20 protein-coding genes and 1 tRNA gene are annotated in these 24041 nt (G+C 64.4%); 4 read left to right on the plus strand and 17 right to left on the minus strand.

Annotated elements, in window-relative coordinates; all coding sequences use genetic code 11:
• The first annotated feature begins 69 nt into the window (after positions 1–69).
• Complete coding sequence (locus KXR83_RS23410; RefSeq protein ID WP_437426902.1) at positions 70–2490, plus strand: ATP-dependent Clp protease ATP-binding subunit; 2421 nt, start codon at positions 70–72, stop codon at positions 2488–2490.
• Here KXR83_RS23410 and KXR83_RS23415 read toward each other — a convergent pair.
• The 5 genes from KXR83_RS23415 to KXR83_RS23435 all read right to left on the minus strand — a co-directional run bounded on the left by KXR83_RS23415 (position 2483) and on the right by KXR83_RS23435 (position 8802).
• On the minus strand, positions 2483–3706 hold the full coding sequence (locus tag KXR83_RS23415) for an endonuclease/exonuclease/phosphatase family protein (protein ID WP_437426903.1): 1224 nt from the start codon (positions 3704–3706) through the stop codon (positions 2483–2485). The two genes, KXR83_RS23410 and KXR83_RS23415, sit on opposite strands and share 8 nt — an antisense overlap.
• Positions 3707–3731: 25 nt before the next feature.
• Positions 3732–4346, minus strand: a complete 615-nt coding sequence (locus KXR83_RS23420; protein ID WP_437426904.1) for a class I SAM-dependent methyltransferase — start codon at positions 4344–4346, stop codon at positions 3732–3734.
• Positions 4347–4431: 85 nt separating this feature from the next.
• Positions 4432–6792, minus strand: coding sequence for a Tex family protein (locus KXR83_RS23425; protein WP_437426905.1), 2361 nt, complete (start codon positions 6790–6792; stop codon positions 4432–4434).
• Between the two features lie 135 nt (positions 6793–6927).
• On the minus strand, positions 6928–7257 hold the full coding sequence (locus KXR83_RS23430) for a hypothetical protein (RefSeq protein WP_437426906.1): 330 nt from the start codon (positions 7255–7257) through the stop codon (positions 6928–6930).
• Between the two features lie 630 nt (positions 7258–7887).
• Entirely contained in the window at positions 7888–8802 is a 915-nt protein-coding gene (locus tag KXR83_RS23435) for an alpha/beta fold hydrolase (protein ID WP_437426907.1), read from the minus strand.
• A gap of 159 nt (positions 8803–8961) precedes the next feature.
• On the opposite strand from KXR83_RS23435, the gene KXR83_RS23440 reads away from it, so the two are divergent.
• The 3 genes from KXR83_RS23440 (at position 8962) to KXR83_RS23450 (ending at position 11929) form a co-directional block, all read left to right on the plus strand.
• Positions 8962–9633, plus strand: coding sequence for a HEAT repeat domain-containing protein (locus KXR83_RS23440; RefSeq protein ID WP_437426933.1), 672 nt, complete (start codon positions 8962–8964; stop codon positions 9631–9633).
• A 106-nt stretch (positions 9634–9739) separates the two neighbouring features.
• A complete protein-coding gene (locus tag KXR83_RS23445; protein WP_437426908.1) occupies positions 9740–10558 on the plus strand; it encodes an Fpg/Nei family DNA glycosylase in 819 nt (272 codons plus the stop codon).
• A 36-nt stretch (positions 10559–10594) separates the two neighbouring features.
• Positions 10595–11929 carry a flavin monoamine oxidase family protein gene (locus KXR83_RS23450; RefSeq protein WP_437426909.1) on the plus strand — a complete coding sequence of 445 codons (1335 nt, stop codon included), beginning with the start codon at positions 10595–10597 and terminating at the stop codon, positions 11927–11929.
• 49 nt (positions 11930–11978) lie between these two features.
• Here the strand turns inward: KXR83_RS23450 and KXR83_RS23455 are convergent.
• The 12 genes from KXR83_RS23455 to steA all read right to left on the minus strand — a co-directional run bounded on the left by KXR83_RS23455 (position 11979) and on the right by steA (position 23969).
• Positions 11979–12052 (minus strand) — tRNA-Pro (locus tag KXR83_RS23455).
• A gap of 86 nt (positions 12053–12138) precedes the next feature.
• A complete protein-coding gene (gene der, locus KXR83_RS23460; RefSeq protein ID WP_030162491.1) occupies positions 12139–13566 on the minus strand; it encodes a ribosome biogenesis GTPase Der in 1428 nt (475 codons plus the stop codon).
• Positions 13563–14231 (minus strand): (d)CMP kinase, encoded by a 669-nt coding sequence (gene cmk, locus KXR83_RS23465; protein ID WP_207779597.1) that lies wholly within the window; start codon positions 14229–14231, stop codon positions 13563–13565. The genes der and cmk overlap by 4 nt, the downstream gene beginning before the upstream one ends.
• Positions 14232–14248: 17 nt before the next feature.
• Positions 14249–15592, minus strand: a complete 1344-nt coding sequence (locus KXR83_RS23470; RefSeq protein ID WP_437426910.1) for a pseudouridine synthase — start codon at positions 15590–15592, stop codon at positions 14249–14251.
• 26 nt (positions 15593–15618) lie between these two features.
• Positions 15619–16317 carry an SMC-Scp complex subunit ScpB gene (gene scpB, locus KXR83_RS23475; RefSeq protein WP_437426911.1) on the minus strand — a complete coding sequence of 233 codons (699 nt, stop codon included), beginning with the start codon at positions 16315–16317 and terminating at the stop codon, positions 15619–15621.
• Positions 16310–17119: a segregation and condensation protein A gene (locus KXR83_RS23480; protein ID WP_030162473.1), complete on the minus strand. Its 810-nt coding sequence runs from the start codon at positions 17117–17119 to the stop codon at positions 16310–16312. The genes scpB and KXR83_RS23480 overlap by 8 nt, the downstream gene beginning before the upstream one ends.
• A gap of 5 nt (positions 17120–17124) precedes the next feature.
• Entirely contained in the window at positions 17125–18048 is a 924-nt protein-coding gene (locus tag KXR83_RS23485; RefSeq protein WP_099382132.1) for a ParA family protein, read from the minus strand.
• Between the two features lie 123 nt (positions 18049–18171).
• Positions 18172–19098, minus strand: a complete 927-nt coding sequence (gene xerD, locus KXR83_RS23490; RefSeq protein WP_437426912.1) for a site-specific tyrosine recombinase XerD — start codon at positions 19096–19098, stop codon at positions 18172–18174.
• A 51-nt stretch (positions 19099–19149) separates the two neighbouring features.
• Positions 19150–19785: an NUDIX domain-containing protein gene (locus KXR83_RS23495; RefSeq protein ID WP_437426913.1), complete on the minus strand. Its 636-nt coding sequence runs from the start codon at positions 19783–19785 to the stop codon at positions 19150–19152.
• Entirely contained in the window at positions 19782–21542 is a 1761-nt protein-coding gene (locus KXR83_RS23500) for a CTP synthase (RefSeq protein ID WP_437426914.1), read from the minus strand. The genes KXR83_RS23495 and KXR83_RS23500 overlap by 4 nt, the downstream gene beginning before the upstream one ends.
• 194 nt (positions 21543–21736) lie before the next feature.
• On the minus strand, positions 21737–22657 hold the full coding sequence (locus KXR83_RS23505) for a copper transporter (protein WP_437426915.1): 921 nt from the start codon (positions 22655–22657) through the stop codon (positions 21737–21739).
• A gap of 124 nt (positions 22658–22781) precedes the next feature.
• A complete protein-coding gene (gene steA / locus KXR83_RS23510; protein ID WP_437426916.1) occupies positions 22782–23969 on the minus strand; it encodes a putative cytokinetic ring protein SteA in 1188 nt (395 codons plus the stop codon).
• Between the last annotated feature and the right edge of the window lie 72 nt (positions 23970–24041).

Genomic DNA, 24041 nt, shown 5'->3' on the forward strand with positions numbered 1-24041 from the left:
GAATTGATAGAACCTCACTCATGTTAATTGAGTCAGATCCACTCAACTCTTAACAAGGAGGCTCCGCGAATGCCCGCATTCTTCGGCCCCGAGGGCCCGCGTCGCATCGACATCAGTCGGCTGATGAGCAGGTCCACCCAAGACCTCATCGCCGAGTCCGCCAGGTTCGCCGCCGGTCGAGGCGACACAGAACTCGACGCTCTACACGTTCTGCGCGTCATGACCGCCACGGAGCCCACAAAAACGCTGATGGAGCGCGCCGGGGCCGACACGACGGCGGTGGCGGACACCATTGAACAGCGTCTTCCTCAGGGAACGCCGACCAATGGTTTCACCACCACATCTCTGAGCGCTGCACTGAAAACTGCTGTGTTCGAGGCTCACCAACTCGCCCAGACCTTGGGCTCGACGTACATCGACCCAGAACATCTGTTCCTCGCGCTCGCCGCCGACCATGACAGGGCTGCGGGTCGTTTGCTCGCCGCTGCCGGCATCACACCCGAACATCTGCAGACCGCACTGCAGGGCGGCTCGGTCGCAGCGGAGTCCACGACAGCCACCCCGACGCTGGACAAGTTCGGATTCGACCTGACCGACAAGGCCCGCGCTGGGGGCGTCGACCCGGTCATCGGCCGTGCCGATGAAATCGAACAGACCATCGAGATCCTGTCTCGACGCACGAAGAACAACCCGGTGCTGGTAGGCGAGGCCGGTGTCGGCAAGACCGCCATAGTCGAAGGTCTCGCTCAACGGATCGTCGACGGTGACGTGCCCGATCGTCTCGCAGGCAAACGCATCGTGCAGCTCGACCTGTCGAGCATGGTCTCAGGGACCCGGTATCGCGGTGACTTCGAAGAGCGGCTGACAAAGGTGATCGATGAGATCGCAGCGAACAAGGACGAACTCATCGTCTTCATCGACGAAGTGCACACCATCGCAGGTGCCGGCGCCGGAGCCGAGCGATCGATGGATGCCGGAAACATCCTCAAGCCCAAGCTCGCTCGCGGTGAACTGCACATCGTCGGTGCCACGACGCTCGACGAATACCGGACGAACATCGAGAAGGATCCCGCGCTCGAGCGTCGATTCCAACCGGTGACGGTGCCCGAACCCAGCGTCGAGGACGCCGTGGCAATCCTCGACGGACTACGCGGACGATACGAGGAACACCACGGGATCCGATACTCCGATGAGGCGATCCGCGCAGCTGTCGAGCTGTCCGCCCGCTACATCGGTGACAGGTTCTTGCCGGACAAGGCGATCGATCTGATCGACCAAGCTGGTGCGCGGATGCAACTCGCTTCACCGGCAACCGACGTCGAGGCGATCCAAAAGCAACTGACCCAACTCGAGACGGCCAAAGAGCAGGCGGTCGCGGCGGAGGACTACGAAAAGGCCTCCGCATTGCGTGACGAGACCGCCCGGCTCCAAGCACGGCTGTCGGGCGCGCCGTCCGAGGCAGGCGAGGCACCTGAGGTGACCGCCGAACACATCGCCGAAGTGGTCGCCCGTGCCACCGGTATCCCGGCAAGTCAGATGACCGAGCAGGAACGCGAGCGTCTACGCCGCCTCGAGGACGAGTTACATCAGCGTGTTGTCGGCCAAGAGGATGCGGTGAAGGCCATCGCGCGCGCTGTTCGCCGGAGCCGTACCGGGATGAGCGACCCGGATCGGCCTGTGGGCAGTTTCTTGTTCCTCGGACCGACAGGCGTCGGAAAGACCGAACTGGCAAAGGCTTTGGCAGCTTCGCTCTTCGGCGACGAGAAGAAGATGCTCCGACTCGACATGAGCGAGTTCGGAGAACGGCACACGGTCAGCCGCCTCATCGGGGCTCCCCCCGGGTACGTCGGATACGGCGAGGCTGGGCAGCTCACCGAGCAGGTCCGCCGGAACCCATATTCGGTGATTCTTCTCGACGAGATCGAGAAGGCGCACCCGGACGTGTTCAACACGCTGCTGCAGGTGCTCGACGACGGTCGTCTCACCGACGGGCAGGGTCGCACGGTCGACTTCAAGAACACCGTGCTGATCATGACCAGCAACCTGGGATCGGACATCATCTCCAGCAAGTCCGGTGGACTCGGATTCAGCTCCGGCGACGCCGAAGCCGCCGAACGGCCGGTGCGTGAGCGTGTGATGGCTCGGCTGCGGGAGTCGATGCGACCGGAGTTCCTCAACCGGATCGACGAGATCGTGGTCTTCCGCAAGCTCGACACCGAGCAACTGCACAAGATCACCGATCTGCTCTTGGCCGACAGCCGCAAGCGGCTGGGCGCCAAGGGAATCGACATCGAGTTCTCTGATGCTGCTGTCGACTGGATCGCAGAGCACGGGCACCAGCCCGAGTTCGGCGCGCGACCACTGCGCCGTTCGATCCAGCGCGCGGTTGATGACCGGATCGCAGATCTGCTGCTGGACGAGGTCCTCCTCGACGGCGGCAAGGTCTCGGTGCAGGTCACCGACGACCAACTGGATCTGTTGGTCAGCTAACCCGCGGCGTCGATGCCCCATCCGGTACGCCGGGCGGGGCATCACCGCGTTCGGCCCCAGATTGATCGACTCGGAGCAGAAGATCGACTACCACTGGCGCGTGGTCGCTGGCTTGGACTTCGCCAGGCGACGGCAGCACCTTGCGAGCATCGGTTCGCACGAAATGCGCCGAGGCGTAGATCCGGTCGCTGTTCGCGGGTGCACCTGCCGTGGCTTCGAGTAGGCCGACCGACTCAAAGACCTGGTGCTCACGATGGAACTCCGGCGATCCGTCTCGCACATTGAAGTCGGCGCCCATGATGGTAGGCCCCGGCCAGGTGTCGGCCGTTGCCGCGATCGGGTCCACCTGACGCCGCTGCTCGTCGATTCCGTGATGAGGCGGGCTGAAATGTCCTGAGAGAACTCGGATCTCGCGCCCCGCACGGGTTCGCACCAACGCGTCCGTGGCCACCCGCGGTTGGTACTCGATCACTCCTCCGAACGGCACCCACGACCGGTGGACCTTCCCACTCACCATTCCCGAGTACGCGTCGGATGCCGCACGAAAACGGCGGAGAGCGCTGTCCCCCATCGCATCCCCGATCCGAAGTCCTCGAGCATCGGTGATGTCGAAACCGTTGAAAGTGAGAATCCCGGTCCCCTCACGACGGCCGTTCACCTTCTCGATCGCCGGAGTCATCACGGCGCCCGTCGGTTTCAATCGATGCGCCAGCTGCTTCAACGTGTCCGTGTAGTTCGATCGGGTCGCGAAGTGGTCCAATTCCTGCAGGAGCACGATATCCGGACGCTCGTGCCGGATGGTAGCGGCGAGGTGGTCGAGACGGGCAGGCGTGGCGAAGAATTGACCAGGCCCGCCCATCCCGCCATGCACGTTGTATTCCATGACACGTACTTGTTCGGCCGAGCCGGCATCCGGGACGGGCGCACTGGCCCTAGGGACGTCGGCGACCTTGTGACGTTTGATCTCGCTGACCAGTAACCCTGTCGCCGCGCCCGCCGAGGTGCCTGCTCCTACCCCGACGCTGGTCATCGCACCTACGAGAGACCCGACAGCAGCCCCGACGAGAACCGATGGCCCTCGGGAACGAACGTGTCGTCCGACCATGTCGATCGCGCCGGGTGCATAGGCCGGCGCGTCCAGTGGCGGCAGACTGCCACCCGCTGCGAGCGGATGATCTCGCAGCAGGTGGACATCTGTGTCGACCAGAACTGTCACCGGATTCTCCCGAGGGTCGTGCCGGTCAGGCCGCGAGTGAGAACACGGCAACCAAGAAGTCGGAGTCGTCGGTGAACGGACGCAGGTCCCAGGTGGACAGGAGAACGTCAACCGAGAGTCCGCTGCTGGTTGCGTCATCGAGAAAATCAGCAAACGGGTAGTCGCGGCCTGCACCGAACCCGACGACGACCCGGCCTTCCGGTGCGACGTGCCGGGCGAACCCGGCTAGGACGTCGCGGCGAGTCGATGGCGCAACAAAAGTCACCACATTGCCCGCACAGACGATGACATCGAAGTCAGCTGCCACCCCTCGGGCCGGCAGATCAAGGTCGGCGAGGTCGCCGACAAGCCAGGTCGGGCCCGGATGATCGTGCTCTGCAGCGTCGATGAGGACAGGGTCCACATCGACGCCGACGACCTCATGGCCGGCGTCGTGGAGATGGCCGCCCACCCGGCCCGGGCCGCAGCCGGCGTCGAGAACACGACTACCGCGGGCCAGCATCGCGTCGATCAGCCGCGCCTCTCCGACGATGTCCTGGCCGCGGGCCGCCATCGTGCGGAACCGCTCGACATAACGTGTGGAGTGCGCCGGGTCGGCCTCGACGATCTTCTCCCACTGACTGGGGGTGCGTTCGCTCATTCGGGCTCCTGACTCAGATCGTCCACGCGGTTCTGTCCCCAACCGTATGTGGACGTTGAACGAGCCGTCGCGCGAGCGGCCGTTTCTACCGTCCGAAACCCGCGTCTCGCAGAGCTTGTGCCAGTGAACCGTTCGACGGCGCCGGTGCCGTCCTTCCGGTTGTGTTGTCGCGCTTCGGCTTTCTCGGCTGACCGGTGTTCTTGGGCCGCCGTTGCCCCTGCCCGCCCGGGCGATCGTCGGACGTACCGCCGGAACGAGGCGTCTCGTCGTCGAGACGGAGGGTCAGTCCGATGCGCTGGCGCTCGACGTCGACCTCCAACACCTTCACCCTCACCACCTGCCCCGACTTCACGACCTCGTGCGGATCGGAGACAAACCGGTTGGCCATCGCCGACACGTGCACCAAGCCGTCCTGGTGCACGCCAACGTCGACAAAGGCGCCGAACGCAGCGACGTTGGTGACCACACCTTCGAGGACCATTCCCGGTTTGAGGTCGGCAACCTTCTCGACACCCGCGGCAAACGTCGCAGTGGTGAATGCCGGTCGCGGGTCGCGGCCGGGCTTCTCGAGTTCGGCGAGGATGTCCGAGATCGTCGGTATCCCGAATCGTTCGTCGGCGAACTCGGCCGGACGGATCGATCGGAGGGTGCGTTCGTTGCCGATGAGTTCGGCCAAGGTCACACCTGATCGGTCCAGGATGCTCCGGACCACCGGGTACGCCTCGGGGTGGACACCCGACGCATCAAGAGGGTCGTCGCCATCTCGGATTCGAAGAAAACCGGCGCACTGCTCAAACGCCTTGGGACCCAACCGAGGAACCTTCAGCGAAGACTCACGACTGCGAAACGGGCCAGTGGTGTCGCGGTGAGCGACGATTGCCTCTGCCAGCGTTGTCGTCACACCGGAAACGCGCGAGAGCAACGGAACGGATGCGGTGTTCAGATCAACGCCCACTGCGTTCACGGCGTCCTCCACCACCGCATTGAGGCTGCGCGCGAGCGTCCCCGGCGTGACGTCGTGCTGGTACTGGCCGACGCCGATCGACTTCGGTTCGATCTTGACCAGTTCGGCCAGTGGGTCTTGTAGACGCCGGGCGATGGACACTGCACCTCGCAGCGATACATCCATGTCCGGCAGTTCATGTGAGGCGTATTCGGAGGCGGAATACACCGATGCGCCCGCCTCGCTCACCATCGCCTTGGCCGGGGCGTCAGCTCCCGAAGCCCGGATATCGGTGATCAATTCGGCGGCGAGGGCATCTGTTTCTCGTGAGGCGGTGCCGTTGCCCACGGCGATCAATTCCACTTTGTGTCGTGCGACCAACGCCGCGAGTGTCGCCTTGGCGACGTCCCACTGTTTCTGCGGTTGGTGCGGGTAGATCGCGCAGGTGTCGAGAACCTTGCCGGTTCCGTCGACCACCGCGACCTTCACGCCGGTACGGAAACCCGGATCAAGTCCCAACGTCGTCCGTGCCCCCGCCGGTGCGGCGAGCAGCAGGTCGCCGAGATTTCGCGCGAACACCGCGACGGCGTCTTCCTCGGCACGGGCACGCAGACGCACACGCGCGTCGACCATTGCGGTGATCATCAACTTGGTGCGCCACGCCAACCGCGCGGTGCTCAGCAGCCACTGGGTCGCAGGGCCGGTGTTGGCTGTGTCGACACCCAGGGCCGCCGCGGCGAGCGCCTGATAACTCTCGTCGTCCCCACCGTCGAGGGTGAGTGACAGCGCCTCTTCTTTCTCGCCGCGCATCACGGCCAGCACGCGGTGGGAAGGCACCTTGTCCAGCGGCTCAGAGAAGTCGAAGTAGTCCCGGAACTTCTGGGCGGCAGCACTTTTCGCCACCTCCTCAGTTCTGGCCGTGGTGCGTAGCGATCCTTCGGTCCAGAACTTCTCGCGAATCGTCCCCACGAGTTCGGCATCCTCCGAGATGCGCTCGGTGAGAATGTGACGGGCGCCCTCGAGAGCGGCCGCGACGTCGGCGACAGTCTCTGAGACATACCCGGCGGCAGCATCCTCGGGCACGACGCTCGGGTCGGAGACCAGTCGATCCGCGAGTGGTTCGAGCCCGTTCTCCCGCGCAATCTGCGCCTTCGTCCGACGTTTGGGCTTGTACGGGAGGTAGATGTCTTCGACACGTGACTTGGTCTCGGCGGCATTGAGCGCAGCCCTCAACTCATCGGTGAGCTTGCCCTGCTCGGCGATGGACGACAACACCGCGGCCCGCCGCTCGTCCAGTTCGCGTAAGTAGCGTAGGCGCTCTTCGAGCGTGCGCAGCTGGGCGTCGTCCAGGCTGCCGGTCACCTCTTTGCGATAGCGAGCGATGAACGGCACCGTAGAGCCTTCGTCGAGCAGCCGGACAGCGGCCGCCACCTGCGCTTCCCGGACCGCCAGTTCTTCGGCGATGCGGGTGTTCACGGACTTCACGGGTTGGCTCGAATTCACTAGCAGAACCCTACCCAACGATCAGCCGAGTCCGATCTCGATGGTCGGTGTGTCGGGCTGGGGGTGGGATGTATGGCCACAGTCGCGTGGCGACACGTCGGCGGACTCACCCAGTCGAGGGCATGTCCGTCGGACTCAGTACCGCACAGACCACAGCGGGGAGTCCTGCAGTCGTCGGGTGGGGGCCGCGGTGAGCAAGCCGAATCGGTGCGGGTCGGAGGTGATCGCCGCGGCGGCCTCCTCAACAGCCGATCTCGTTCCACTCGGTCCCGAGGTGAGCACCAGATACGCATTGCCCGCTCGTGCGGTGTGCACCTCGGCGACCACTTCTCCAGTCTGTACAGGCGTCAGACGACTGCGCAGCAGGCTCGACCATTGAGCGGAGGACATGGTCGTGTCGACGACCCGAGCATGCACGATCACGGGTTCGCCGCGACCATCACGGTTGCCGGCGTTGTTGTCCACCGGCCACCTCCGTGCTCGCCTCAACGACCCGACCCCTCGACGGATCGCTGAGGATGTTCTCTCCACCTCGCTCCTCAGCCCACGTACCTCAGACAACTTCTCCCCCTACCTATTTGAGAAATCACCTGTCACTGCACACCCGCGGTTCGCGTGTTCTTGCGATTCCCTGTCGGCAAGAACCGGCACCACATGATCGGCACCTGCGCGCATCGGTGCAGTCAACCTGTCCGGCAGAGATGCGCGGCCTGCTGACCGCCATATGCCTCCGCTGACCAGACGCCGTATCACGTGAGCGGACAGGTGAAGAACTCGCGATCAAAGCCGATCGGCCTCGACACATGCGCTCAACGACTGACCGTGCGCCAACAACGCCATGCATTCCTTGCGATCGAACTCGGAACCCCAGAGTTCGAGAAATTCCTCCCGGCTGGGAGCGCAAAAGTGATCTTAAGGGACATTGTTGCAGGGCCGCAACAAATTAACTATCTGTCTTTTGCTCTCCGGGAAGGCCGAGGATATGCAATCGCTGAATGGGACCCCTGCGCCGCTCGCGATCACGAAAATCAGCGGACGATCAAACCGCCTGCGGCCGCAGGTAAGCAGAGCTGGATGACGGTTGAGGGCAGAGAATCACCAAGGCGAGTGCAGACCGAAGTGACGGACGACCGCCGACTGCACCGCACCTGCATCCGGGCCCAACCACGCGGAGAGGTGACTGCCCACATCGATTGTCATCAATTGACCGTTGGGCAGTGAATCGATTGCGTAGACGGATTGCTCGAACGGGACATCTGCATCAGTTCGGGCATGCACCAGCAACACTGGCGCGGCGACGGCGTCCAACGGTAGGTCGAGTGTGCGAAATTGCTCGAAGTCGTTGTCGAACCCTGCTTTCCGGTTTCCGGTCACCGTGCTGAACAGTTCCGTCGCAAATTGCCGCTGTCCGGGGTCCGACATGATCTGCGCAGTCAGCTGTTTCGCTTGCGCGCGAGTCATGTCACCTTCGCCGGAAATAAGCGTCGAGATTGCAGTGGCGGCCGCCTTGTCGACGAGGGTATTGGCGAACCAGGTACCGAGCCGGGTGAAAAGCATTCTCTCTTCGCCCATCTCGAGACGGCCACGTATCGTTCCAGCGGGATCGAACGTCGTACTGACACCGGCGATGGCCGCGACCGCTGCCACACGGCCGGGATGGGCTGCCGCCAGCTCGTAACTGACCGGCCCGCCGCCCGACCAGCAGAAGACACCGAACCGGTCGATGCCCAACGTCGACATGAGCTCAGCCACTTGGTCAGCTTGCTCTGACGGAGTCCGATTACGTTCTGCCAGTGGGGTGTTCAGATAGCCGGGCCGCGAGATGGCGATGGTTCGATGGTCAACTGCCAGGAACCTGCTCATGAGGACACCCTGATCGCACCCGCCCGGCGACCCGTGCAGGAACAGCACCGGCGGGCCGGCGCCTGTATCGGTGTACTCGATCGGTCCCTGCGAGGTGTCGACAACGGCAGCTGCCATGTCCGGCTTGCCCTGACCGTGTCGCGCCATGTCGCGGCTCCTTCACCGAGTCAGCACTTTCTAGGGACAGTAACGCGCTCCGGCACTCGTAGGGCGCGAACCGACGTGCCCATATGGCTCGGTCTTATCCCGTGGCGTCAGACCCACATCGGATGAGAGGCTGTGAATCACTTCCAGGAGGTGAGTTCCATCGACCGGCCACATCAGAACGATCAAACCCGGCGTCTGGTGCACGCGTTGCATGACGCCGACTCTTCGACTCGCTTGCGCACGGCGCTCGCAGCGGGCACCGAGCCGCACGCTGAGTTCGTCAGCGTCCTGGTGGAATGCTGTGCGTTCGAGTCGGACTTTTACGTCCGCGACATGCTGACGTGGGCACTGACCCGCCATCCTGCTGAGATCGTCGTCCCACTCTTGCTGGCCGAGCTACATTCCACGAGTGCGCAAGCGCGCAGTCAGGCCTTGCACACCTTGTCGAAGATCGGCGATCCCGCGACATGGTCGGAAATACCCATCGAGCTCGTACACGATGCCGACGACGAGGTGGCCAGGGCGGCGTGGCGTGCCGTTGTTGTCCTCGTTCCCGACGGGCACGAACACACCGTGGCTCTTGAGCTGGCCACGGAACTCGGTCGCGGCGACCGTGAAACTCAACGGAGTCTCAGCCGTGCGCTGATCGAACTCGGCGACACAGTTCCCTGCATCCTCGAGACCGCAAGCGAGAGCGGCAATCCGGCGGTGCGCGCTCACGCCAGGGCGACGCAACGCCTCTGGGATGACCCCGACAGCGCATTCACCGTGACGGTCGAGGATGCCAAGAAGGTCGCCAACGCTGGACCGCCGCCGGATCAGGACGCATAGCTCGACCACCGGGGCGTCGCGCGGCGACCACCGGCGCAGCCGCGATGAGACACACGGCAGGGCTTGACCACTTGAGGAGATCGCGCCGGGAGGGTAGACCGAACAGGTGCCGGAACTGCCAGAGGTCGAGAACGCCAGACAGGTCGTCGAGAAGGCGCTGAACCGTGTCATTGTCGAGATCGACGACACCGACACGTTCGAGTGCCGTCCGCATCGGCCGGGCGAGATCGCTAGTGCGCTGAAGGGCGGCAAGCTCACCGATGCTTGTCGCCGGGGCAAGGCCATGTGGTGCGAGACGACGATCGCCGACGGCTCCACGGGTCCGACGCTTGGCATCCACCTCGGCATGGGCGGGCGAGTCATCGTTACCGCACCTGACGGTGACCAGACCTCGCGGTACGGCGGCGGCGATCCGCACGTCGGTGAACGAGACACCGACAAGCCTGAGTGGACGCGCTTCGCGATGACGTTCGAAGACGGCGGTCAACTCAGGCTTTTCGACAAACGCCGCCTCGGCAGGGTTCGCCTCGAGCCGGACATCGAAGCGCTCGGGCCTGATGCCGCTGAGATCTCGCGGGAGGATTTCCGTCGTCGAATCGGTTCCAGCGGAGCACCTCTCAAGGCACGACTGCTCGATCAGACCGCGATCGCCGGCGTCGGCAATCTCCTCGCCGATGAAGTCCTGTGGCAGAGCGCGCAGTCACCGGCGCGGCGTTGCAAAACCCTGACAACCGACGAACTCGACGAACTGCGTGTCGTCCTGCGCCGTGCCATCCGATCCGCGATCAAGAAGGGTGGTGTCCACACCGGCGAGATCATCCCCTATCGCAAGTCCGGCGCCGTGTGCCCTCGATGCGGTGCACCGATGTCGCGGGGCACCGTCGGCGGACGCACGACGTGGTGGTGTTCGAAGGAACAGTCGTGACCTCCGCATCCACATGGCGATAGATCGGAATATGCAGTGACAGACTTTGACACGCTGGTCGTCGGTGCCGGGATTGCCGGACTCACCGTCGCACGAATCCTCTCCGGCCAAGGCAGGCGCGTGGTGATCCTGGAAGCTCGCGATCGGGTGGGCGGACGCGTCTGGACGTCCCGTGCCGACGGCGACGTCGTCGACTACGGCGCATCGTGGATACACGGGATCGACAGCAACCCGGTTGCCGGCGCGGTCGAGGCTTTCGGCATGCGCACCGTTGAGTTCACCGTGGGCAGTTTCCAACCGGGCGGCCGGCCGATTGCGTACTACTCCCCTGCCGGCACCCGATTGAATGCAGAGGACACGGAGCGTTTTGTGTCGGACATTCATCGGTTCGACGAACAGTTCAGACTGACCGTCGCCGCATCAGATCCAGGTACGTCGTATGGCATGGCGGTTGAAGCCACTTTGTCGCAACTGGATTGGAGCGACGAACGCTCGATGCGAGTCCGCGAGTTCATGCGGCATCGGACCGAGGAACAACTCGGTGTGTGGCTCGACGACCTCGACGCACATGGCCTCGACGACGATGCGATCGAGGGAGCGGAAGTCGTCTTCCCCGACGGATATGACGTACTCGCCACCCGCCTTGCCGAGGGACTCGACGTCCGACTCGAGCACGAGGTCACGCGGGTCCAGTGGGGGCCGAGCGGCGCTTCCGTCGACACCGGACGCGGTCGCTTCTCTGCCGACCGGGTGGTGGTCACGGTGCCGCTCGGTGTGCTGAAGTCGCCGGAGTTCGTCTTTGATCCCCCACTACCCGAGGCACACGAAGGGGCTCTGGCCAGGCTTGGGATGAACGCTTTCGAGAAGGTGTTCTTGCGGTTCTCACACAAGTTCTGGGATGCAGACGTCTACGCAATACGTCAACAAGGGGAAGCCGGCCGCTGGTGGCACTCCTGGTACGACGTGAGTTCGATGGCGGGTTCTCCGACCCTCCTGACCTTCGCCGCCGGCCCGTGTGCGCGGGAAACCCGCGAATGGTCGGACGCGCAGATCGCCGACTCCGTCCTCGATGCACTCCGAAAGCTGTACGGCGACCGCGTCCTCGAACCCGAACGGGTACACGTCACTCGATGGCAGGACGACCCGTACTCGCGGGGTTCGTACTCGTACATGTCAGTGGGCTCGGACCGTGTGGATCACGACGATCTGGCCATCCCGATCGACGACGTGCTGCACCTGGCGGGCGAGGCAACCTGGACCGACGATCCCTCCACGGTGACCGGTGCGCTGAAGTCAGGGCATCGTTCGGCGGAACAGATCCTGGGTCGTGCCATCTCGTTCGAGGAGATCTGGGCCGAGCACAGGCGTTAAAAAGGCGGTCCCGGATTTCTCCGGAACCGCCTTGACCCTGCCATCACTGTCGGGCTGACAGGATTTGAACCTGCGACCACTTGACCCCCAGTCAAGTGCGCTACCAAACTGCGCCACAGCCCGTTGCTGATCCGTGAGGAGCAGCGTCAGAAAGACTATCTGACGGGCGGCCTCCGATGCCAATCGGTTCCCGGAGTGCCGCCCATCAGCTACTTCTTGCGCTCTCGCTTCTCGCGCACGCGCACGTTCACCCGGACAGGTGACCCGTCGAAGTTGAAGGCCTCCCGCAGCTTGCGCTCCAGGAACCGGCGATAACCGGCCTCCAGGAAGCCCGTGGTGAAGAACACGAACGTCGGCGGCCTGGTGGCCGCCTGAGTGGCGAACATGACCCTGGGGAGGCGGCCTCCGCGCATGGGCGGCGGCGTCTCGGCGATCACGGCCTTGAGCCACGTGTTGAGCTGCCCGGTGGACACTCGCTTGTCCCACGACTCCAGCGCGGTCTCCAGCGCCGGCACGAGCTTCTGGACGGCGCGTCCCGTGTGCGCGGAGATGTTGACCGTCCGTGCCCAGGGCACGCGCGACAGGTCGCGGTCGATCTCCTTCTCCAACTGGGTCCGGCGGTCCTCGTCGACCAGGTCCCACTTGTTGAAGGCGATCACCAGGGCGCGGCCGGCCTCGATGATCATCGTGAGGACCCGCTGGTCTTGCTCGGTGATCGGTTCGGACGCGTCGATGAGCAACACCGCCACTTCAGCTGCCTCGATGGCCGAACGGGTACGCAGCGAGGCGTAGAACTCGTGTCCGCTCGACTGCTGCACCTTCTTGCGCAGGCCTGCAGTGTCGACGAAGTTCCAGATCTTGCCGCCCAGCTCGACCAACTCGTCGACCGGGTCGACGGTGGTTCCGGCAACGTTGTCGACAACCGCCCGATCTTCTCCGGTCAGTTTGTTCATCAACGAGCTCTTGCCCACATTCGGCTTGCCCACCAACGCAACTCGGCGCGGACCACCGGTGAGAACGGATTCCCGGGGGGTCTCGGGCAGTGCTTCCAGGATCCGGTCGAGCAGATCGCCGGTGCCACGGCCGTGAGCTGCGGACACTGTGAACGGCTCCCCCAGACCCAGCGACCACAACGACGCGGCTTCCGATTCCAGGCGTTCATCGTCAACCTTGTTGGCTGCCAGCAGCACTGGGGTCTTCGACCGGCGCAACACCTTGGCAACCGCTTCATCGGTGCTGGTGGCACCGACCGTGGCATCCACGACAAGAACGATCGCGTCGGCCGTCTTCATCGCGACCTCGGCCTGGCGGGCCACCGACTGCGCCATCCCCTTGGCGTCCGGTTCCCAACCGCCGGTGTCCTGCACCAGGAATCGTCGACCGGCCCAGGAGGCGTCGTACGACACGCGGTCGCGTGTCACCCCGGGCACATCCTCCACAACCGCCTCGCGGCGACCGAGGATGCGGTTGACGAGTGAAGACTTACCCACGTTGGGGCGTCCGACGATGGCGACGGTCGGAACGGCAAGTGGGGCGCCGTCGTCGTCCACATCGGCGAACTCACTCAGGTCCCATTCGGCTTCATCTGTCCATATGCCGTCAGACGACGGCGCGGCCCCATCAAAAGTGTCACTCATGCTTTTACCTCAATCCGGTTACGCGCCAACTCGACCAGCTTGGCGATAACCTCTTCGATGCCCAGATCGGTGGTGTCGACCTGGACCGCATCCTCCGCGGGCCGCAACGGCGACGTCGCTCGTGTGGAATCCAGATGATCCCGACGGATCACGTCGTCAAGAACCGTTTGGTAGTCGCTTTTCATTCCCGCAGCGGTGTTCTGATCATGTCGACGCTGCGCCCGCGCCTCCGGCGAGGCTGTGAGAAAGATCTTCAACGTGGCGTCGGGGAACACGACGGTGCCGATGTCGCGGCCTTCCAGAACGCTGAGCCCACTCTGCGCGAGGTCGCGTTGTGCCTGTACCAGGCGCGTGCGTACTGCGGGTACCGCCGACACCGCAGACACTGCACGTGTCACCGCGTCGCTCCGGATCTCGTCGGTCACATCCTCGCCGTCCATCATGACGATCTGCGCTTGCGGATCGTTGGTGACGGAGATGGTGAGGTCGTCGGTGGCCTTGTCGATCGACTCCGGGTCATCCAGCGACGCGCCGGCGCGAAGGGCCTTGAGCGTTGCCACCCGGTACATGGCGCCGGTGTCGATGTAGTTGCCGCCCAGCGCTATTGCCACGCGACGGGAGACGCTCGACTTGCCGGTGCCGGCGGGGCCGTCGATCGCTATCACGGCTCGTTCGGTTCCGGTCACATCCCCACCGCCTTGTACAGGGCACCGATCTCGTTGTTGCCCAGCACCCGCAACGTTCCCGGACGCTGCTCTCCGACGTTGACTGCGCCGATGTCGGTGCGTACCAAGCGGATCACCGGGTAGCCGGCTTCATCGAGGAGGCGACGCACAATCCGCTTGCGCCCTTCGTGCAGGGTCAGCTGCAGCAAGGAGATTCCCTCGTTCACGTCGAGCAGCGAGAACTTGTCGACCTTGGCCGGGCCGTCATCGAGCTCGATACCGTCGCGCAGGATCTTGCCCAGCGTGCGGTGCGCCTCACCGCGAACGGTGGCCATATACGTCTTCGGCACCTCGAAGGACGGGTGCATCAACCGATGGGCGAGTTCACCGTCGTTGGTCAGCAAGATGAGACCCTCGGTGTCCGCGTCCAGACGGCCCACGTGAAAAAGCCTCTGCCCGGCCATGACTCGCTCGGCAACCAGATCACCGATGCAGGGACGACCGAAGTCATCTGCCATCGTCGACTGCCAGCCCTTGGGCTTGTTCAGCGCGAGGTACTGGTGTTCTTCGTTGACGACCACGCGCGCGCCATCCACGCGCACGACGGCTGTCTTGGGATCGATGCGCAGGCCTTGCTCCAGGACGATTTCTCCGTCGACCTCGACCCGGCCGGCTGCGATCATCTCTTCGGCACCGCGTCGCGAGGCGACCCCGGACTGCGCGAGGACCTTTTGCAGCCGCATGCCGCCTTCGACGTACGTCGCACCATCGCCGCCGACATCCAACGGGTTCTGCTCGCGCGCCGGCTTGGCGTTGTTGAGCCTCACCTGGCCGCTCTTCACATCGGGTGCCGACCGCGGTTTGCCTTCGGGCCCAGCACCTTTGCGATGGCTCTTCCGGAATCGTTCGACGGCCGCACCCTGTCCGCGATGTGCGGACTTACCGCCGCGCTCCCCCGCGGGCTTCCCACTACGCTCAGCGCCGGGCCTACCAGCGCGCTCGCCGGCGGAACGGCCACGTTCTCCCGTGGGCCGTCCACCGCGTTCATCTGACTGCCTGCCGGCACGGTCGGCACCGGGGCGTCCGCCTCGCTCGCCACGTTCTCCGGCCGGTCTACCGCCACGTTCTCCCGACGGCCTACCGCCACGATCGGCCGTCGGCCTGCCGCCGAATTCACCTGCGGGGCGCTCTCGACGATCTCTTGATGGGCGCGCGCCGCGCTCGGCTGCGGGTTTACCGCCACGCTCCGATGACGGGCGTCCTCCGCGGTCGGGCTCGGCCGAGTCCTCGAACCTCGAAGCGCGCCTCTTGCCCTTGTCTTTGTTTCTGTCCGGTCTGCCGTCTCGGCTAGCGGGTGCCATGCTTTTGTCCCTAATTCCCGTTGTCGTCAGTCGTCGTCAACGGTGATGTTGTTGGTCTTGTCCTTCAAGTCTGCCCTGCCACCTGCCAACTTGGCGAATCTCGGGTCGCTGTTGATCTCGTCACCGAGGGCGTCGATCACATCCACATCGGGCAGCAGCGGCGCCAGATCCGGCAGCTCACCGAGCGAAGCGAGACCCAGACGCTCCAGGAACAGTTCAGTGGTGCGATACATCACCGCGCCCGAATCAACGTCGGTCCCCGCCTCACTGATCAGGCCACGAGCGATCAAAGTGCGGATGACCCCGTCGACGTTGACACCCCGGACAGCACTGACACGAGACCGTGTGACCGGCTGTCGATAGGCGATGACGGCGAGCGTCTCCAACGCCGCCCGGGTCAGTTTCGACCGTGCGCCATCGAGCAGGAGCCGTTCGACGTACGGCGCGAAGTCGTTGCGGGTGTAGTACCGCCAGCCGTCCCCGGCAAACCGCAGGTCCATGCCACTGCGTCGCTCGGTCAGCTCTTGACTCATCTGGCGGAGCAGGGCATCCACCCGAGCGCTGGTCTCATCGAGCGCCGATGCCAGCTGCTCACTCGTGGCGGGAGTGTCGACAACAAGCAACATGGCTTCGAGCGCTGCTCGCATCTCGGCTTCGTCGAGGGTCTCCGCCTCGAAGAGTGCGTCCGATTCCACGGCCGGAACGCCGCCGTCTGGCTCATCCATAGTCTTCCGCCTTCACCACGATCGCCGCCGGATCTGAGATCTCGCCGGTCCAACTGACCCGTAAGGTGCCGAGTGCCTCGGGTTGTTCGAATGCGACTGCTCGTTCCCGGAACAATTCGAGCAGGGCCAGGAAACGGGCCACCACTCCGAGCCCTGAGTCACACTCGGCCACCAGGTCGGTGAAACTCACCCACGCTCCGGCACCGGCATTGCGCAAGATCTCGCCGACTCGGGCTGCCTGTTCTGGAACCGAGATCTGTGAGACATGTAGGTGTCCGAGACCGACCTGCGGAACCGGTTTGGGTGTCATGGCCGCAACGGCCACCTCGGCGAACACCGCTGGGCTGACGCCGATCGTCACCTCGGGCAGCAATGACTCGAACTGAGCCTCCAGCGATACCGCGCGTGGATACCGCTGCAGCGCAGCAGCTTCCAGCTCCGCAAAGAGTGCAGCCACCTGTTTGTAGGCCCGGTACTGCAGCAGGCGCGCGAAAAGTAGATCGCGGGCTTCGAGAAGTGCGAGGTCTTCGTCGTTCTCCACCTCACCAGACGGCAGCAGTCGGGCCGCCTTGAGGTCGAGCAACGTGGCAGCCACCACGAGGAACTGGGTGGTCTGATCCAGTCCCATCTCGGTACCGAGCTGCTTGGTGTAGGCGATGAAGTCGTCGGTGACCTCGTGGAGCGCCACCTCGGTGACATCCATCCGGTGTTGACCGATGAGGTTGAGCAGCAGGTCGAAGGGGCCCTCGAAGTTGGTCAGCTTGACCTGGAAACCCGTTTTCTCCGGTGGTGCTTCTGTCATCACGACTAGCGGGTGCGAGCGATGACTTCGCGGGCCAGCGCTCGGTATGCGCGCGCACCCGCGGACTTCGGTGCCCATGACGTGATCGGTTCGCCCGCGACGCTGGTCTCGGGGAAGCGCACGGTGCGCGCGATCACGGTGTCGTACACCTTGTCCCCGAACACCTCGACAACGCGGGCCATCACCTCGCGAGAATGCAGGGTGCGCGCATCGAACATGGTCACAAGGATGCCGCCGAGCTTGAGGCGCGGGTTGAGCCGATCACGCACTTTTTCGATGGTGTCGTTGAGCAGCGCCAGCCCTCGCAGACTGAAGTACTCGCATTCCATCGGGATGATCACGGTGTCGGCGCACGACAGCGCATTGACGGTGAGCAATCCGAGCGACGGCTGGCAGTCGATGAGCACGTAGTCGTAGCGGTCGAGCAGGGGGTGCAAGGCGCGGCCCAACGTGTGTTCACGGCCGACTTCGGTGACCAACTGGATCTCGGCCGCGGACAGGTCGATATTCGACGGCAGCAGGTCGAGGTTCTCGACCCGCGTGCGCATGAGCACCTCATCCGCCGACACCTGCGGCGGAACCAGCATGTTGTGAACGGTCAGGTCGAGTTCGTGATGGGGTACGCCGAGCCCCGCCGACAACGCGCCCTGCGGGTCGAGGTCCACGAGCAGCACCCGCCGCCCGCACTCGGCGAGAGCGGCACCCAAGTTGATGGTGGAGGTCGTCTTGCCGACCCCACCTTTCTGGTTGCAGACAGCAACCACCGTCGCCGGGCCGTGATGGTCGAGCGGCGCCGGTTCGGGTACCTCACGCACGGGACGTCCGGTCGGGCCCAATTCACTCGCTGGGCTGGGCTTCTCGCGATCGTGATCCCAGCCGCTCGGCGTCGTCTCGTCGTCGTTGTCGCCGCGCGAAGGCGTGGAGATCATCAATTGATGCGCGTCACGCCCGTGGCCTCGATCTGGTGGCTGTGGCGTTGTCACATCACGAGCCTAGTGGGTCGGCGCGACACGGCTGTGGAGGCTCACCGTCGCGGGCGCAGCAGGACGTCTTCATCGGGCCCGCGGATGAGCCAAGGCATACACCTCACGCATGGTGCCGACCGTGACCAGCGTGTACACCTGCGTGGTGGTCACCGACGCATGACCCAAGAGTTCTTGCACGACGCGCACATCGGCACCGCCGTCCAGCAGATGGGTCGCGAAACTGTGCCGCAATGTGTGCGGGGAGACCGATTTGTCCAATCCGGCACGCGCTGCCGCGTCGACGAGCACCTGCCACGCACTCTGCCGACTCAAGCGCCCCCCGCGGGTGTTGAGGAACAACGCCGGATTGAACCGCGAGACCAGTGCGGGTCTCCCCCGCACCAGGTAAGCGTCGAGTGCGGCGATGGCCGGCCTCCCGACCGGTACCACCCGCTCCTTGCCCCCTTTGCCACGGAGCAGAACCGACCGGGATTCGGTGTCGATGTCGTCGACGTCCAGAGTGACCGCCTCAGAGATCCGGGCGCCGCAGCTGTACAGGAGTTCCAGCAACGCACGATCGCGCAGCGAACGCGGCCCGTCAGAGACGTCGTCCCCTCCGCTGGCGGCAAGGATTGCCAGCACTTCGTCCACGGGAAGGCTCTTCGGCAGCCGGCGCGGGGCCTTGGGTGGGGCGACGGCGTGGGCGACATTGGCCTGCACAAGGCCTTCGCCGGCGGCAAACTTGTGAAAGCCCCTGGTGGCTACCAAGGTTCGGGCGATCGAACTGTCTGCGAGCGGCGGTCGGTCCTTGTCCGAATCGCCACGGCGTAACGCAACCAAGAACTCCCGGATGTCGGATTCAGTGACCTCGGCGAGCGAATCGATCCCCCGCTCGGCCAGAAACTCCTGGTACCGCCGCAGGTCTCGTGCATACGACTGCAAGGTGTTGACGGCCGAGCCGCGCTCGACCTCCAGGTGATCCAGATACATCTGCACCTGGTCGGTGAGCGTCATGACGCGGCCAGGCTCATGAGTTCTCGAGAACGTCGACGGCCCGGCCGGCGGTCATGCCTGTGCGGCCTTGCGTTGAGCAAACGCGACAGGCCGGTCAGTCCAAGGCGCGTCGGTACCTCGCAGAGAAACTGAGCGTGCTCGGGCGGCAGCCAGTGACAGGATGCCACTCACGGCCGTCGAGTTGACTATCTCGCCCGAGAGCACCATGTCCACTGCATCATCGACGCCGACCCACTGCATCTCCATATCGGCTTCTTCGTCTTCGGGGTCCGGCCGCGGGACCTCCCGGATGCCCGTCGCGAGATAAACGCGCAGGGCCTCATCGGTGAATCCCGGCGAGACAGCCACATCGACCAACACGTTCCAGTTGTCGGCAGCCAAGCCGGTCTCCTCGACCAACTCCCGCTTGGCCGCTTCCAACGGTGACTCATCCGGCCCGGCGTCCAGCAGGCCCGCGGGCAGTTCGAGGAGCCGACGACCGAGCGGATGCCGGTACTGCAAGACCAAAGCGATCTCGTCTTTGTCGTTCACCGCGGCGATGGCGACCGCACCGTGATGCTCGACCACCTCACGCTTCGCCGTGCGGCCTCCCGGCATCTGAACCTCGTCGACCCGAAGGGCCACAATTGCGCCGCTGTACTGCAATTCGCTTCCGACGGTGGCGAACTCGTGTGGCGACTGGCTCAAGCGCCGGCCTCCAGCACGCCGGCCTCGGCAGCGGTGACGTCATCGAGATCGGCGGGATCCGCATCGTCATCGGGATGAATGTTCACCGGCAGTCGTTCGGCTGCCTTGTACCGCAGCGAGGCCCGCACGAATGCACTGAACAATGGATGAGGGCGTGTGGGCCGGCTCTTGAGCTCGGGGTGCGCCTGCGTGCCCACCATGAACGGATGCACCTCGCGGGGATACTCGACGAACTCCACGAGATGCCCGTCCGGTGAGGTTCCAGAGAACACGAGGCCACTCTCGGCGATCTTGTCCCGGTAGGAGTTGTTCACCTCGAATCGGTGGCGATGACGTTCGGAGACCTCGACTGCGTTGTAGGCAGTGGCCACCACGGAACCACGATCCAGCTTGGCGGGGTAGGCGCCCAGGCGCATGGTTCCGCCGAGGTCGGCTTCGCCGGCGACAACCTGCTCCTGATCGGCCATCGTCGAGATCACCGGGAACGGAGTCTCCGGATCGAACTCGGTGGAGCTGGCCTCATCGAGCCCGGCGGCACGCGCGGCCTCGATGACGATGCACTGCAAACCGAGGCACAGACCCAGCAACGGGACGCCGTGGGTGCGTGCGAATCGCACAGCGCCCACCTTGCCCTCGATTCCCCGGATCCCGAACCCTCCGGGGATGAGGATGCCGTCCGCGCGGGCCAGCGCCGTCTTCGCACCGGCGTCCTCGGCGCACTCGTCCGACTGCACCCAGACGAGGTTGACCTTCGCGCGGTGGGCGAACCCACCGGCCCGGATGGCCTCGGTGACCGACAAATAGGCGTCGGGCAGCTCGACATACTTGCCCACCAGCGCGATCGTCACCTCTTCGCGCGGCTCGTGAACACGCTTGAGGAGCTCGCCCCACACCGTCCAGTCGACGTCGCGGAACGGCAGACCGAGCTTGCGCACCACGTACGCGTCGAGCTGCTCGGAGTGGAGCACCTTGGGGATGTCGTAGATGGACGGGGCGTCCGGCGTCGAGATGACGCCTTCGACCTCCACGTCGCACATGAGGGCGATCTTGTTCTTGAGAGGCTCGGGCACGTCGCGGTCGCAGCGCAGGATCAACGCGTCGGGCTGGATACCGATGTTGCGCAGGGCGGCCACCGAGTGCTGAGTGGGCTTGGTCTTGAGCTCACCCGACGGCGCCAGGTAAGGCACCAGCGACACGTGCAGGAAGAACACGTTGTCGCGGCCGACATCGTGGCGGATCTGGCGAGCCGCTTCGATGAAAGGCTGCGACTCGATGTCACCGACGGTGCCACCGATCTCGGTGATGACCACATCGGGGATCTCGCCGTCGGCGTCGGCCTGGCTCATCGCCCGGACGCGGTTCTTGATCTCGTCGGTGATGTGCGGGATCACCTGAACCGTGTCGCCGAGGTATTCACCGCGACGCTCTTTCGCGATGACGGTCGAATAGACCTGCCCGGTGGTCACATTCGCGAAACCGGAGAGGTCGCGGTCGAGAAAACGTTCGTAGTGACCGACGTCGAGGTCGGTCTCGGCGCCGTCTTCTGTGACAAAGACCTCACCGTGCTGAAAAGGATTCATCGTGCCCGGATCCACGTTCAGATAAGGATCAAGCTTCTGCATCGTGACGCGAAGGCCGCGAGCTGTGAGCAACTGGCCGAGGCTCGAAGCCGTCAGGCCTTTGCCGAGTGACGACGCGACGCCCCCGGTGACAAAGATGTGCTTTGTGCCTGAGCGCGCATGGCGTAGTGGTCGCAACGCTTCTTCCGTTCGGCTGGAGACGAAGCCGAGGGCGGGGCTTGACCATCGGCTAGGCGGCAAGAAAACCTTGCCTACCTACGGGACTCCACGGTAACACCAATGCGGACTTTTCTTCACCGCCGCGACACGGACGGACACGCTCGCCACCATCCGAATCGGGACCGGGGTGGCGAGCGTCCAGCGAGCGTCTGTCATTCCGGGGCGATGGCGGTGGCTCCTGGGCCGGTGCCGAATGCTCCCTGTTTGTTGCCGAGCTCGTCGGTGAGGGCCAGCACCGTGGTGATGCGTCCGGTGGCCTGATCGACGTTGTCGACGGTCGAGATCTTCGAGTTGAGCGATGGATCGGCCCGGATGACAGCGATCGGCGAGGAACCCTCTGCCGACCCCGTTCGTCCGACCAGAACGGTGCCGGAACCCCGCTGGGCGAACGCCACGGCAAAACGCCCGATCACCTGTCCGCGCGCGCCGGAGTCATCAGCGAACTTGTTGCCTGTCACAACAATCGACAACTGAGCAGGCTTCACCGCCCCGTTGGCGTAGTCGACGAAACCGCCCTGCTTGAGTGCAGCCAACCCGGCGGTGGTGTCGCTCGACGAGACCTGTGGTTCGGCATCCTCCGGCGACAGGTTCAGCAGCAGCCCGAGAAGATCACCGGCGCGCCCGCCGGAGTCTGTCAGTTCGGTCCGGAGTTCACTTCCGGGCGGGATGGACTGGTCGATGATCGACCGCATCTTCTCGGCATTCTGGTCACTGATGAACGCCTCCGTCAGAGCCAGCTGGCCGTTGAAAATCGCACCGGACTTGTTCAGGTTGTCTTTGACGGCTGCGACGTCACCCTCATCAGCGTTCGGAGTGGTGATGATGAGCACGGGTCGGTCCTTGAGGCTCCCGCCGAGCAGCCGGCCCGCGATGGCGGCGTCAAAATTGTTCGCCGCGTTGAGATTACTGCTGAGTTGCTGATTCTCGTCTCGCAGTTCTTGCTCACGTTCGTCCTGCGCATCGCTGGACGACCCGAAGGTGTCGGCGACGAAACCGGAGCCCAACACCACACCAACAGCCAGTGCCAAGAACACCGCGACCAGCGAGATGGCATGCTGGCGAAGCGAAATCACAGATCCCTCTTTCTCCCCGCAGTGTCGCACCCGAGTACGGGGCGGTACCGCGGACACGTCGTGTCAATCATCGCCGGCAGCGGGGTTCGACATTGCCGTGCGAGCAGTGGATTGAGGTGAGGCGTCACTCATTCCAGACCCGGGTGACCCAGTCGGCCAGCCGGTCCCACTGATCTGCCGCCCAGTCGATCACCTCGGTGCCGGCGCTCGACATCAGTACCGCAACGATCAGCGCGGTCAGCGCGGCCAGGATCAGCAGGGCCACCGCCGCGCCGGAGACGCGTGAACGGTACAGAGTGGCAACAGCTTTCGAGTCGACCAGCTTGGGCCCCACCTTGAGCCGGGTGAGGAACGTGGACGGGTTCGACTCCCGCAGGCTGCGATCGAAGAATTCGTCGATCGATGCGGCGTGGCCGACGGTGACGATGAGGGCGGCTTCGTGGTGGTTGACGAGCAACAGTGCCAAGTCAGCGGCCGAACCTGCAGCGGGGAAGGTCATGGCCCCGATGCCGAGGTCCTGAATACGCTCGAGTCCGGGCGCATGTCCGTCGGGATCGGCCGGAAGCACCACCTGTGCTCCCGATTTGAGCGTTGCCGACTTCATACCTTCGGGATCGCCGACCACCAGATCAGGGCGGTAACCCATCTCCATCAACGTGTCGGCGCCACCTTCGACACCCACCATGAGCGGCTGGTATTCCTTGATGAACGGCTTGAGCCGCTTGAGGTCCGCGACGTGGTCGGGTCCGTCCGCGACCACCACGACGTGGCGGCCCTCGATGCGGATGTCGACATCCGGCACGCCCACTCCGTCGATGATCAACGGCGACTCGCTGCGGATGAACTCGATCGTGTTGCCGGAGAACGCCTCCAGATGATCGACCAGGCCTGTCTTGGCATCGATCATCAGGTCCGCGATCTCGCGCTCGCCCAGTTCGGTGCCCTTGGCGAGACGACGTTCACCGCTGTAGAGCCCGCCTTCGTCGATCCGGATCTTGGCGCCATCCTTGATGCGCTTGAACACCTCGACGCCGACGTCGTCGATCAGGGTGATGTTGGAGGCCGCCAGCAGCTCGGGACCGAGGTTGGGGAACCGACCCGAGATGGACGGTGAGGCGTTGACCACCGCCACCACGTCGGCGGCCACCAGGGCGTCCGCGGTGACGCGATCGAGGTCGACCTCATCGAGGATCACGATGTCCCCCGGGCCGACTCTCGAGAGCAGACGTTTGGTGTTCTTGTCGATCCTGGCGATACCGCTGATCCCAGGCAGAGTTTCGGTTGTGCGTGACAGCAGGGCAGGCATCTTCATGCGAGAAACACTGAACCACTACTCGACAGTTTTGGCGGAGGCGCGCCGTAACACACGCCACTTTTGTCACAT

It is taken from the genome of Williamsia muralis (genome assembly GCF_051487485.1).
GTDB classification, from domain to species: Bacteria; Actinomycetota; Actinomycetes; order Mycobacteriales; family Mycobacteriaceae; genus Williamsia; species Williamsia muralis_B.

Coding starts and splice junctions, on each gene's coding strand:
- KXR83_RS23410 (WP_437426902.1), top strand. CDS start 70: ATGCCCGCATTCTTCGGCCCCGAGGGCCCGCGTCGCATCGACATCAGT.
- KXR83_RS23420 (WP_437426904.1), bottom strand. CDS start 4,346: ATGAGCGAACGCACCCCCAGTCAGTGGGAGAAGATCGTCGAGGCCGAC.
- KXR83_RS23435 (WP_437426907.1), bottom strand. CDS start 8,802: ATGGCGCGACACGGTCAGGGCAAGCCGGACATGGCAGCTGCCGTTGTC.
- der (WP_030162491.1), bottom strand. CDS start 13,566: ATGAGTGACACTTTTGATGGGGCCGCGCCGTCGTCTGACGGCATATGG.
- KXR83_RS23470 (WP_437426910.1), bottom strand. CDS start 15,592: ATGGCACCCGCTAGCCGAGACGGCAGACCGGACAGAAACAAAGACAAG.
- scpB (WP_437426911.1), bottom strand. CDS start 16,317: ATGGATGAGCCAGACGGCGGCGTTCCGGCCGTGGAATCGGACGCACTC.
- KXR83_RS23480 (WP_030162473.1), bottom strand. CDS start 17,119: ATGACAGAAGCACCACCGGAGAAAACGGGTTTCCAGGTCAAGCTGACC.
- KXR83_RS23485 (WP_099382132.1), bottom strand. CDS start 18,048: ATGATCTCCACGCCTTCGCGCGGCGACAACGACGACGAGACGACGCCG.
- xerD (WP_437426912.1), bottom strand. CDS start 19,098: ATGACGCTCACCGACCAGGTGCAGATGTATCTGGATCACCTGGAGGTC.
- steA (WP_437426916.1), bottom strand. CDS start 23,969: ATGAAGATGCCTGCCCTGCTGTCACGCACAACCGAAACTCTGCCTGGG.